Origin of the sequence: Dactylosporangium sp. NPDC050688, assembly GCF_040654515.1 — a bacterium.
Lineage (GTDB): Bacteria > Actinomycetota > Actinomycetes > Mycobacteriales > Micromonosporaceae > Dactylosporangium.
Window position 1 is genome coordinate 183,632 of record NZ_JBFAIC010000013.1, and the last position, 10,874, is coordinate 194,505.

Genomic DNA, 10,874 nt, shown 5'->3' on the forward strand with positions numbered 1-10,874 from the left:
GCAGCGGCTCGGGCTTGGCTCACGTCGTCACCTCCGCTGCGCTCCGGCGCCGCCGTCAACGGTCAGTAGCCCTTCCACTCCTCGCGGGCGTACTGCAGGATGCGCGGGTCCATCAGGGTGGACGGCGGCACCTGGAGGCGGCGGCGGTCGGCGGGGAAGACGGTGGCGGCGCGCAGCACGTCGGGGTCGAGGAAGCGCAGCGGCGCGGGCGGCTGGAGGGTGAGCGCCGGAGGGGTCTCGGGGGCCGCGAGGAAGAAGCCCCAGTCGCCGAAGGACGGCACGTCCACGTGATACGGCGATGTCGCGAACCCCGCCTCGCGCAGCGAGGCCTCCACGCACCAGTACGAGCGCTGCGCGAAGTACGGCGAGCCGGACTGCACGACGACCCGGCCGCCGGGGGCGAGGGCCCGGCGGACCATGGCGTAGAACTCGACGGAGTACAGCTTGGCCGTGGCGGTCTCGTCGGGGTCGGGCAGGTCGACGATGATCGCGTCGAACTGCGGCGGGCCGTCGCGCAGCCAGGCGAACGCGTCGAGGTTCAGCAGGTGGACGCGGGGGTCGTCGTACGCGGCGGCGTTGAGCGCGCGCAGCCGCGGGTCGGTGCGGGCCAGGTCGACGACCGCGGGGTCGAGCTCGACCTCGGTCACGGAGCGCACGTCGGGGTACTTCAGCACCTCCCGCAGCGCGAGGCCGTCGCCGCCGCCGAGGATGAGCACGCTGCCGCGCGCGCCGGCCAGCAGCGGGTGGACCAGGGCCTCGTGGTAGCGGTACTCGTCGATCGAGGCGAACTGCAGGTCGCCGTTGAGGAACAGCCGCACGTCGGCGCCGTCGAGCGAGGAGGTGAGCACGATCTCCTGGTACCGGCTGTGGGTCGCGAAGACCACGGGGTCGGCGTACAGCTGCTGCCGGGCGGTCACCTCGAACGGCTCCGACACCCAGAACGCGCCGCCGAGCACGGCCAGGACGGCGAGGGCGCCGGCGCTCAGCGCGACCCCGGCGCGGCGGCTCAGGTCCCGGCGGAAGACGGCGAACACGACGACGACGCCGATGACGGCGTTGACCACGCCGACCACGAGGGCGCCGCGGAGCTGACCGAAGACGGGCAGCAGCAGGAACGGGAACGCCAGCCCGCCGAGCAGGGCGCCGACGTAGTCGGCGGCGAACAGGTCCGCCACGGCGCTGCCCGCGTCCTGCCGGCGGATGCGTTGCAGCAGCACCATGAGCAGCGGGATCTCGGCGCCGATGAGCGCGCCGAGGACCAGGGCGACGGCGATGAGGGCCGGGGCGTACAGGTCCAGCCACGCGAACGCGGCGTAGAGGCCGAGCACCGACAGCCCGCCGAGCAGCGCCAGCAGCAGCTCGATCCAGGCGAACGCGACCAGCGCCCGGCCCTGCAGCGGCTTGGCAGCCAGCGCGCCGATGCCCATGGCGAAGACCATGACGCCGAGCACGATCGACGCCTGCGCGGCGGTGTCGCCGATGAGGTAGCTGCCAAGGGCGACGAGGGCGAGCTCGTACACCAGGCCGCACGCCGCGCAGACGAACACGGCCGCCAGCACGGCCGTGCGACGCAGCCGGCTCACGGTGACGGCGAACCGGGCAGCGGCGAACCGGGCAGCGGCGAACCGGACGGCGGCGAACCGGGCAACGGCGGGGCGGCGGCCGGCGGCGGCTGCGCCGAGCGGCGGGACGCGCGGCGACCCAGGAACAGCGCCACCACCGCGACCAGCAGCAGCCCGCCCGACAACCCGAGCAGCACCCACCGGTCGCGCAGGAAGTCGCTGCCGCCCGTGGCGACCGGCGCGACGCTGCCGGTGGCGCTCGGCAGCGGCACCGGCGTCGGCGCCAGCCCGGCCTCCTGGGTCAGCAGCGGCAGCGCGTCGGCGACGACCAGGATCGTGGTCGCCGGGTCCTCCAGGAGCCGCTCGGTGCCGGCGCCCAGCCGGCCGAACGCGGCCGGGTCGAGGCGCCCGGTGTCGCCGAGGGTGCTGCGGATCGTGTACGCCGCGGTGTCCTCGGACTCGCTGTCGCCCGGGTAGTAGCGGACGTTGCCCTGCACCTCGACGTACTTGGCGCACTTCGCCGGGTCGTCGGTGACGGCCTTGCCGACGCCCAGGTTGGAGCCGACGTTCACGGTGGAGGCGGAGCTCTGCAGCCGCCAGCCGTAGCAGATGCCGTGCGCGGCGGTGGCCCGGGCCAGCCCGTCGACCACCGACTGCTGGTGGGCGGCGGCGGGGGTGTCGACGCCGGTGCCGGAGTCCTCGAGGGCCCCGACGCACGACACGCCGCAGACCACGACCGCGAGCGCCAGGAAGCCCCAGAGCCAGCCCTTCTTCAGCCCGCCCGGCGAGGGCGCCGCGGGCGTCCCGGTCGCCGGTTGCGCCGGCGGCACGCCCAGCGCCGGCTCCCCGGCCGGCGGCGCGAACTGGGGCGGCGTGAACTGCGGCGGCCCGGGCGGCGGCGCGAACTGCGGCGGCCCGGGCGGCTGGCTGGGCGGCGGCGGCGCGAACTGCGGCGGCACCGGCTGCTGCCCACCAGGCGCCACCGGCTGCCCGCCGGGCGGCACCGACTGGGCGGCGGGCGGCGGGCCGTACCCCGGCGGCGGTGGCGGCACGGCGAACGGCGGCGGATCCGCCGGTACCGGAGCGGGCAGGGCGAAGGCGGGCTTCTCGGGCTCCTCCGGCCGGCTCATCAGAGGATCGCCGCGGCGATGATGGCCCCGACCGCGAGGTGGACCACGGCGCTGATCCACACGGCCGGGTGCGGCGCGGGGTGCACGAGCAGCTCGCCGAGCTTGCCGGGCGTCGCCATGTCCAGCACCACGAACGCGACGGTCATCACCAGCAGGCCGATCAGGCCGTAGCCGGCGGTGGAGGCGATGCCGCGCAGGAAGTCGCCGTCGCTGGCGACGATCGCGGTGGTCGCGATGGTGCCGACGGCGACGAGGTTCGAGGCGAGCAGGATCGCCGCGTTGGCATTGCGCTCGTGCCAGATGAGGTGCCGCAGCGAGCCGGGGGTGGCGAGGTCGACGAGGACGGCGCCGATCCCCATGAGGACGATGCCGGCGGCGGCGTAGCCGAGGGTGACCGCCAGGTCGGTGACGAGATCGAGCATGTCGGTCTACTTTCCGGTGCCGGGGCCGCCACCGCGGCCGCTGTTGCCGTCGCCCCGGCCGATCCAGCCGTTGCCGACCACGCCGGAGTAGCGGCGGTACGCGGTCCGCAGCCCCTCCACCAGGATCAGCGTGCCGGTGCCGTTCGGTTTGAGCACGACGGAGTCGTTGGAGTAGCGCAGGTAGACGCCCGTGCCGTCGGCGTACCGACCGGCCGGGGTCCACGCGCGGGTGATCTCGTCCGCGACCCGGGTCGGGGACTTGGTGCTGGTGTAGGCGCGCGCGTCGGTGCCGATGTCCTGCGCCGCGGCGCGGCTGTAGTGCCGGGCGACGTACGACGTCGGGGAGAAGTTGCCGGAGCAGGCGGTGAACCCGCCGATGACCAGCCCGATCGCGGCGAGGCTGCCGGCCAGGACGTACCAGATGCGCTTCATGCTCGTATCACTGTCGTCTCCGTCATGACCAGTTCGCCGGTCTGGGGGTAGGCGTGCGCGGTCCACCACCCGGCACCGCCCGGGATCGCCCGGGCGGCCAGGACGGTCACGGCGTTGCGGTCGCCGGGGAACGCGCCGGCCAGGACGTGCTCGCCGGCCCCGGCGCGCTCGCGCAGGTCGAGCACGGCGGCCTCGAACGCGGCGGCCGCCAGGTGCCGGACCGTCGCGGTGAACCGGTAGCCGGGGCGTTCGAACGCGGCCGGCATCGGCGCGGTGACCGCGGGCAGGCAGGCCAGGGTCTCGTCGACGGCGCCGAAGCGGATCTGGTGCGATGCGCCGAGCAGCCGCAGCTCGACGTCGCCGGCGGGCAGCCTGACCGTCATGGTGCGCAGCGCCGGCTGCGGCGGCAGGCCGAGGGCGAAGCGCAGGTCGGCGGCGGTCGTGTCGGTGTACGCCGTGTCGAGGGTGACGAGCACGTCAGCCGCCCTGCGACCAGACGCGGACCTCGGCGCGCGGCAGCCGCTCGCCGCGCCCGACCTCCCACCGGTCGGCCTCGCCGGGCCCGGCGTAGGACTCGAACGACAGCAGCGCCCCGTCGGGAGCGGCGTAGTCGGCGTACCTGGCGGTGCCGGTGGCGGCGAGGCCGGTCGTGCCGGTCGAGGTGAAACGGGCCGTGCCCGACTCGTCCCTGGTGTACCGGCGGCCGTCGAAGTCGACCGTCGCCGCGCCCGGGGTCACGGTCGCGGGCGGCACCTCGTGCCACAGCGCGAGCTCCAGGTCCGGGTCCTCCTCCACGGACAGCCACACCTTGCCGCCGGCAGCGTCGTCGAGCAGGTGCTCCGTCCAGCCCCAGGACTGCTCCGTGTAGTGCAGGCTCCCGCGTACGGTGTACGCCCGGCCCCTGATCTCGACCGTGTCCCCGGCCTTGAGGGTGCGCGGGTCGCCGCGCAGCACGTCGGCGTCCCGATCCCGGAACGGGTCCTGCGGCGCCGGCGGCCGCTGCTGCCCGCGGCGCCGCGTCAGGGCGACCACGAGCACCACGACGGCTGCGAGCAGCACGACGACTAGGACGACGAGCAGCGTGGTCACGTGGGTCCTTCGGGCGGGGAAGATCCGTTGGGCGCCGAGGGTACCAACCGCGTGCGCCGTCCGCCTGTCGTGATTGCGCCATTGTGCGTCCACGGGCACCCGGGTGTGCCTACGGTTGATCAATGGTTGACTCCCAGCAGCGGGCCGATCAGCTGGTCGACGTGCTCGTCACCGAGTTCGGCGAGCTGATGGCCCAGGACCCGGCCGCGTTCCGCCGCAAGTTCCGCAAGATGGCCGCCACCCCGTTCGCGTTCTACCGGGGCAGCGCCTGCGTCTACTACGCCGACCTCAACGGCGCCGCCGACCCGTTCCTCGACGAGCGGACCTCCGCCGTGTGGATCCACGGGGACCTGCACGCGGAGAACTTCGGCACGTACATGAACTCCGAGGGCGTCCTCGTGTTCAACGTCAACGACTTCGACGAGGCGTACGTCGGGCCGTTCATCTGGGACCTGAAGCGGTTCGCGGCGAGCATCGCGCTCATCGGCTACGCCAAGGCCCTGTCCGACACCGTGATCGGTGACCTGGTCGCGGGCTACGCCCGCACGTACGTGACGGAGCTGCACGCGATCGCGGCGGGCGGCGAGGAGGCGATCGGGTCGCTGACCCTCGACACCACCGACGGGGTGCTGCGCGACGTGCTGCAGCGGGCCCGGCTGAACACCCGGGTCGGCCTGCTCGACGAGCAGACGGTGATCGAGGACTACGACCGGCGCTTCGCGATGACCGACGGCGTGTACGCGGTGGACGCGCAGACCCGGGCGGAGGTCGAGGCGGCGTTCGAGGCGTACCTGCCGACGCTGCCGGCGTGGGACGGGACCCGCTCACCCCGGTACACGATCAAGGACGTCGTGATGCGCAAGGGCGTCGGGATCGGCTCGGCCGGCCTGCCCTCCTACAACGTGCTGCTCGAGGGGCACACCCAGGCGCTGGAGAACGACGTCATCATCTACATGAAGCAGGGCCAGACGCCGGCGGTGTCGCGCTGGATCACCGACCCGCAGGTCAAGGCCTACTTCAAGCACCAGGGGCACCGCACCAGCGAGTCGCAGCGGGCCCTGCAGGCGCACGCCGACTCGTGGGCCGGCTACACGTCTCTGCGCGGGGTCGGGCAGGTCGTCGCGGAGGTGTCGCCGTACGCGGCGGACCTGGACTGGAGCGACGTCAACGAGCTGGCCGACCTGACCCGCGTGGTGGACTACCTGGGCCGGGCGACGGCCCGGATGCACTCGGTCGCCGACGACGAGTCCAGCCACGACCTGGTGAACTTCTCCACCGAGGAGGCGATCGTGGCCGCGATCTCCCGCGACGAGGAGGGTTTCGTCGCGTCGCTGGTCGACTTCGCGCACTCCTATGGTGCCCGGGCCCGCGCCGACCACCAGATCTTCGTCGACCTGTTCCGCAACGGGAAGTTCCCGGGACTGTAGTGGCGGCGGGACCTGTCAGCTGGAGTCTCTAAGCTGGGACCTATGGCGCGTATCGAACGACTGGTGACGTCGGGGACGTTCTCGCTGGACGGCGAGACGTTCGACGTGGACAACAACGTCTGGATCGTCGGCGACGACACGGAGGCGGTCGTCATCGACGCCGCCCACGACGCCGCCGCGATCCTGCACGCCGTCGGCTCCCGGCACGTGCTGGCGATCGTCTGCACCCACGGTCACGACGACCACATCGACGCCGCCCCGGAGGTGGCGCTGCGCACCGGCGCGCCGATCCTGCTGCACCCGGAGGATCTGCCGCTGTGGCACATGCGCCACCCCGACCTGCAGCCCTCGGCCACCCTCTCCGACGGCCAGGTCATCACCGTCGCCGGCACCGAACTGACCGTCCTGCACACCCCGGGCCACAGTCCGGGCGCGGTCTGCCTGTCCGCCCCGTCCCTGGGCGTCGTCTTCACCGGCGACACGCTCTTCCAGGGCGGCCCGGGCGCCACCGGCCGATCGTTCTCGGACAAGCCGACGATCCTGCGGTCGATCCGGGAGCGGCTGCTGACGCTGCCCGCGGACACGGTCGTGCACACCGGCCACGGCACCGACACCACGATCGGCGCGGAGACCGGCATCTGACCCGGCTGGCCTTCTCGGCTTGACCTTCTCGACCTGGGCTTCTCGACCTGGGCTTCTCGGCCCGATCATTTCCGGCCGGCGCGGTGCCGGGCGGCGTGACGCCCGGCCGCCTGCTGTCCGGCTACCGGGTGGCGTCGAGGAGCTCGCGGGTCAGCAGGGCGTGCAGGGTGATGCCTTCGGCGGCGAGCGCCTCCGCGCCGCCCTCCTGGCGGTCGATGACGCACACCGCGTGCTCGATCACCGCGCCCGCGGCGCGCAGCTCGGCGGCGGAGACGGCGATCTGCCCGCCGGAGGTGACGACGTCCTCGACGAGCAGGACCCGCCGGCCGGCGAGGCCGGCGCCTTCGGCGAGGCGGCGGGTGCCGTAGGGCTTCGCGGCCTTGCGCACGAACGCGCACGGCAGCCCCGCGTGCCGGCCCAGGGCCACGACGACCGCGATGCCGCCCATCTCCAGCCCGGCGAGGACCTCGGTGCCGGCGGGCACCAGCGGGGCGAGCCCGGCGCCGACCGCGTCGAGCAGGACCGGGTCCGCCTCGAACTGGTACTTGTCGAAGTACTCGGTCGCGGTCCTTCCCGACCGGAGCACGAACGAGCCGCTCAGGCGGCAGCGGGCGACGATGGCGGCGGCGAGGTCAACGGTCTGCACGGACGTACATCATCCCATTCATGGGGACACACAGCGACGGCCGGTGCTGCCATGATGTGCCGCGTGATACGCCTCTATGGACTGCTCTTCCTCATCGACCTGGTGATGCTGGTCGTGGCGCTCATCGACTGCCTGTCCAGCGACGAGGACCGGGTGCGCAACCTGCCGAAGGTCGCATGGGTGTTCATCATCCTGCTGTTCTCCCCGATCGGGTGGATCGCCTGGTACGTCGCCGGGCGCCCCCAGGCGGTCCGTGCCGGCGGCACGTGGCGGCCCGGCGGCGGCTTCCCCGAGCGGGAGCGCCCCCGGCCCCTGGCCCCGGACGACGATCCCGCGTTCCTGCGCGAGATCGCCCGCTCCCGCCGCTCCGACGAGGAGATGTTCAGCAAGTGGGAGGCCGACCTGCGCCGCCGCGAGGAGGAGCTGCGCCGCCGCAACGAGGATCGCCCCCAGTAGCCGCCCGCGGGCGGCGGGTCGCTGGCCGCGGCTGCCGCCCGCCGGCGGTCACGTCGGGCCGCCCGCCGGTGGTCAGGTCAGGCCGGCGTCGAGGCGGGCGCGCAGCCACGGCAGCATCACGGCGGCCTGGTCCTGCTGGAAGCGGCGCAGCGTCGGCAGGCCCGGCGGGTCGGGCTCGCGGCCGCGGTCGGTGAAGAACGCCGCCAGGCCCGCGATCACGGCGGTCACGTCGGCCGGGTCGGGCCCGAAGAAGTCCAGGACGGCGTCGGACGGGCCGCCACCGTACAGGCGGACGTTGAGCAGCAGCGAGAGCGTGTCGAACCACGGCACGCCCACCGCCGCGGCCGGCCAGTCGACCACCATCACCGAGCCGTCGGGGCGGATCAGCAGGTTGTCGGCGCGGATGTCGACGTGCACCAGCCGGTCGCCGGCCAGGGCCGCCACCCCGCGGTCGGCGAGCTCGACGAGCAGGTCCAGGTTGGACGCCGCCCACGGGTCCAGCGACGCGGGCGGGTCGGCCGCCAGCCGCCGCCAGCCGCCGAAGTTGTCCGCCAGCAGGGACGGCAGCGACGGCAGCCCGGACACCGGGACCACGAGGCGGCGCAGCGCGTCGAGGACCGCCTCGAGCTCGTCGTCCTGCCACGGTACGTGCGGCTGCCGGCCCTCCACGTCGGCGAACACGAGCGCGACCCACGTGCCGTCGTCGTGGAACCCGAGCAGCCGCGGCGCGGGCACGTCGGCCGGCAGCATCGCGGTGACCCTGGCCTCGGTGCGGTGCATCTGCACGCTGTGCGCGTTCTGCGCGGCGCTGACCGCCTTCACGAACGCCCTGGAGCCGTCGGCCAGCCGGACCCGGTCGGCGGTGCCGGGCGAGAATCCGCCGGGCTGCGACACTGCCTGCACCACCGGCCCGCCGAGGATGGCGGCGACCGCCGCGTGCACCGACGCCGGCAGGTCGTCCCAGCCGATGCGTACCCCGGAAGCCTGCACCATCGCCCGATCCTCGCACTCCCGGCCGTGCCTGCGCGAGGACACGATCGTGGGCTGCTAGCATTCCGGGCGTCGTACAGCTGATCGGGGAAAGCGGGCGGACGGTGGACCGCGACGAAGGCACGCAGCGTCAGGGCCTCGGCCCGGTGCTCACCGTGCCGAACCTGATCAGTTTCGCCCGCCTACTGGGTGTCCCGCTCTTCCTGTACCTCTTCCTCGCCACCGACGCCACCGGCTGGGCGATCGCCGTGCTGGTCGTCGGCGGGCTCAGCGACTGGGTCGACGGCTTCGCCGCCCGGCGCCTCAAGCAGGTCAGCCGCCTCGGCGAGCTGCTGGACCCCCTCGCCGACCGGCTGTACATCCTGGCGACGCTGTTCGCGCTGACGTTCAAGGACATCGTGCCCTGGTGGTTCACGATCGCGCTGCTGGCCCGCGAGGCGGTCATGGTGCTGTGCCTGGTCGTGCTGCGCGTCCTCGGTCACGGCCCGCCGCCGGTGCACTACGTCGGCAAGACCGCGACCGCGGTGCTGCTCATGGGCTTCCCGATGATGCTGCTGGCGAAGTTCAGCGAGGCGGCCCGCCCATGGGCGCTGCCGAGCGGCTGGGCGCTGCTGTGGTGGGGCATCGTGCTGTACTGGGTCGCCGCCGTCTTCTACATCATCCAGGCCGCGATCCACGTGCGGGCCGGCCGGCTGCAAGCCTCCGACGCCTCGTGACCCTCGCTCGCCGCGACGACCTGCTCGGCGACCTGTTCCGCACGCCGCTCGACCCCGGCTACGCGCAGGCCGCCGCCCGTCGCGCCGAGACCGGCGAGCCCCCGCCGCGGTGGGGGCGGGCCGCCCGGGCGGTGACCCTCGCCGCCGTCGGGTTCATCCTGGCCGTGGCGTACCACCAGGCGGTCGCCGAGGCGCCGTCGGCGAGCCGGGCGCGCGACGACCTCATCGCCGACGTCCGCTCCCGGCAGCGCACCGCCGAGGACCTGCAACGCCAGGTCGACGTGCTGCGCGCCCAGGTCGACCAGGCCCGCGACGACGCGCTGGCCGACGCGTCCGGCGCCGCGCGGCTGCGCGGGCTCGCCGCCCGTACCGGCACCGGCAAGGTCACCGGCGACGGGGTCGTGGTCCGCGTGGCCGACGCACCCCCGCAGATCGACCCGGTCACCGGCACCACCGCCGAGGAGAACCTCGGCATCGTGCTGGACCGCGACCTGCAGGACGTCGCCAACGGCCTGTTCCAGGCCGGCGCCGAGGCCATCGCCGTCAACGGCCAGCGGCTCACCGCCACCAGCACCATCCGCGCCGCGGGCGGCGTGATCCTCGTCGACTTCAAGCCCGTCACCAGCCCGTACGAGGTCGCCGCCATCGGCCCGCCCGACCTCGCCGGCCGCTTCTCGTCCTCCGCGACCGCGAAGCGCTTCCGCCGGTACGTGGACAACTACCGCATGCAGTTCGGCGTCAAGGCCCGCAAGGGTCTCGTCCTGGCCGCCGCCCCCGAACCACCCCTGCGCTACGCCCACCCGCCGGCCCCGTCACCCTCGGTCCCGGCCTCACCCTCACCCTCAGGAGGTCGCCGGTGATCGCGGTGATCGCGCTCGCCATCGGCGTCGCGGCGGGCATCTTCCTCGAGCCGACCGTGCCGCTGGGCCTGCAGCCCTACCTGCCGATCGCCGTCGTGGCCGCCCTCGACGCCGTGTTCGGCGGCGTACGGGCCAAGCTCGACGGCATCTTCGACGACAAGCAGTTCGTCGTGTCGTTCGTGTCCAACGTGCTGGTCGCCGCGCTCATCGTGTACCTGGGCGACCAGCTCGGCGTCGGCGGCCAGCTCTCCACCGGCGTCGTGGTCGTCCTGGGCGTCCGCATCTTCGGCAACGCCGCCGCCATCCGCCGCCACCTCTTCCGGGCATGACGAGCACCCCTCCCCCGGACGAGGCGCCCGCCCAGCCCGCCGCGCCGGACGCCGCCGCTGCCGGACCGGGCGCCGCTAGGATCAGGATGTTGTCCGACCACAGCATCAGGCCCGACTCGGGCGCGACGAACTTGACGTCCTCGTTCTCGGCGCTGAGCTGGATGACGTCGCCG

14 protein-coding genes are annotated in these 10,874 nt (G+C 73.8%); 6 read left to right on the forward strand and 8 right to left on the reverse strand.

Annotated elements, in window-relative coordinates:
* Positions 1–62 precede the first annotated feature (62 nt).
* From AB0H83_RS15825 to AB0H83_RS15850, 6 genes are read right to left on the reverse strand one after another with little or no spacing between them, the layout of a single operon-like run.
* Entirely contained in the window at positions 63–1,583 is a 1,521-nt protein-coding gene (locus AB0H83_RS15825) for a polyamine aminopropyltransferase (RefSeq protein ID WP_360093230.1), read from the reverse strand.
* The gene (locus AB0H83_RS15830) at positions 1,580–2,692 is read right to left on the reverse strand and encodes a hypothetical protein (RefSeq protein ID WP_360093233.1); all 1,113 of its coding nucleotides are present in this window, start codon (positions 2,690–2,692) and stop codon (positions 1,580–1,582) included. Before AB0H83_RS15830 ends, AB0H83_RS15825 begins: the two co-directional genes overlap by 4 nt.
* A complete protein-coding gene (locus tag AB0H83_RS15835) occupies positions 2,692–3,114 on the reverse strand; it encodes a DUF350 domain-containing protein (protein WP_360093236.1) in 423 nt (140 codons plus the stop codon). Before AB0H83_RS15835 ends, AB0H83_RS15830 begins: the two co-directional genes overlap by 1 nt.
* 6 nt (positions 3,115–3,120) lie before the next feature.
* Positions 3,121–3,546, reverse strand: a complete 426-nt coding sequence (locus AB0H83_RS15840) for a DUF4247 domain-containing protein (RefSeq protein ID WP_360093239.1) — start codon at positions 3,544–3,546, stop codon at positions 3,121–3,123.
* Entirely contained in the window at positions 3,543–4,022 is a 480-nt protein-coding gene (locus AB0H83_RS15845; protein WP_360093242.1) for a DUF2617 family protein, read from the reverse strand. Before AB0H83_RS15845 ends, AB0H83_RS15840 begins: the two co-directional genes overlap by 4 nt.
* Before the next feature lies 1 nt (position 4,023).
* The gene (locus AB0H83_RS15850) at positions 4,024–4,626 is read right to left on the reverse strand and encodes a DUF4178 domain-containing protein (protein ID WP_360093297.1); all 603 of its coding nucleotides are present in this window, start codon (positions 4,624–4,626) and stop codon (positions 4,024–4,026) included.
* 131 nt (positions 4,627–4,757) lie between these two features.
* Here AB0H83_RS15850 and AB0H83_RS15855 point away from each other — a divergent pair, with 131 nt between their 5' ends.
* Entirely contained in the window at positions 4,758–6,062 is a 1,305-nt protein-coding gene (locus AB0H83_RS15855) for a DUF2252 domain-containing protein (protein ID WP_360093245.1), read from the forward strand.
* 42 nt (positions 6,063–6,104) lie between these two features.
* A complete protein-coding gene (locus AB0H83_RS15860; RefSeq protein ID WP_360093248.1) occupies positions 6,105–6,704 on the forward strand; it encodes an MBL fold metallo-hydrolase in 600 nt (199 codons plus the stop codon).
* A 121-nt stretch (positions 6,705–6,825) separates the two neighbouring features.
* On the opposite strand, the gene AB0H83_RS15865 is transcribed toward AB0H83_RS15860, so the two are convergent.
* Positions 6,826–7,350 carry a phosphoribosyltransferase family protein gene (locus tag AB0H83_RS15865; protein ID WP_360093251.1) on the reverse strand — a complete coding sequence of 175 codons (525 nt, stop codon included), beginning with the start codon at positions 7,348–7,350 and terminating at the stop codon, positions 6,826–6,828.
* 63 nt (positions 7,351–7,413) lie between these two features.
* On the opposite strand from AB0H83_RS15865, the gene AB0H83_RS15870 reads away from it, so the two are divergent.
* Positions 7,414–7,806: a PLD nuclease N-terminal domain-containing protein gene (locus tag AB0H83_RS15870; RefSeq protein ID WP_360093254.1), complete on the forward strand. Its 393-nt coding sequence runs from the start codon at positions 7,414–7,416 to the stop codon at positions 7,804–7,806.
* Between the two features lie 72 nt (positions 7,807–7,878).
* Here the strand turns inward: AB0H83_RS15870 and AB0H83_RS15875 are convergent, their stop codons facing one another.
* Positions 7,879–8,799 (reverse strand): aminoglycoside phosphotransferase family protein, encoded by a 921-nt coding sequence (locus tag AB0H83_RS15875; RefSeq protein WP_360093257.1) that lies wholly within the window; start codon positions 8,797–8,799, stop codon positions 7,879–7,881.
* Positions 8,800–8,900: 101 nt separating this feature from the next.
* On the opposite strand from AB0H83_RS15875, the gene AB0H83_RS15880 reads away from it, so the two are divergent.
* The 3 genes from AB0H83_RS15880 to AB0H83_RS15890 are packed head-to-tail and all read left to right on the forward strand — an operon-like array spanning position 8,901 to position 10,701.
* Positions 8,901–9,512 (forward strand): CDP-alcohol phosphatidyltransferase family protein, encoded by a 612-nt coding sequence (locus AB0H83_RS15880; protein WP_360093260.1) that lies wholly within the window; start codon positions 8,901–8,903, stop codon positions 9,510–9,512.
* Positions 9,509–10,372: a DUF881 domain-containing protein gene (locus tag AB0H83_RS15885; RefSeq protein ID WP_360093263.1), complete on the forward strand. Its 864-nt coding sequence runs from the start codon at positions 9,509–9,511 to the stop codon at positions 10,370–10,372. The genes AB0H83_RS15880 and AB0H83_RS15885 overlap by 4 nt, the downstream gene beginning before the upstream one ends.
* On the forward strand, positions 10,369–10,701 hold the full coding sequence (locus AB0H83_RS15890) for a small basic family protein (protein WP_360093266.1): 333 nt from the start codon (positions 10,369–10,371) through the stop codon (positions 10,699–10,701). The genes AB0H83_RS15885 and AB0H83_RS15890 overlap by 4 nt, the downstream gene beginning before the upstream one ends.
* Positions 10,702–10,874 lie beyond the last annotated feature (173 nt).

Bases quoted from the DNA above. Each gene is read 5' to 3' on its own strand.
- AB0H83_RS15830 (WP_360093233.1), bottom strand. From the start codon at position 2,692: ATGAGCCGGCCGGAGGAGCCCGAGAAGCCCGCCTTCGCCCTGCCCGCT.
- AB0H83_RS15835 (WP_360093236.1), bottom strand. From the start codon at position 3,114: ATGCTCGATCTCGTCACCGACCTGGCGGTCACCCTCGGCTACGCCGCC.
- AB0H83_RS15840 (WP_360093239.1), bottom strand. From the start codon at position 3,546: ATGAAGCGCATCTGGTACGTCCTGGCCGGCAGCCTCGCCGCGATCGGG.
- AB0H83_RS15855 (WP_360093245.1), top strand. From the start codon at position 4,758: ATGGTTGACTCCCAGCAGCGGGCCGATCAGCTGGTCGACGTGCTCGTC.
- AB0H83_RS15860 (WP_360093248.1), top strand. From the start codon at position 6,105: ATGGCGCGTATCGAACGACTGGTGACGTCGGGGACGTTCTCGCTGGAC.
- AB0H83_RS15875 (WP_360093257.1), bottom strand. From the start codon at position 8,799: ATGGTGCAGGCTTCCGGGGTACGCATCGGCTGGGACGACCTGCCGGCG.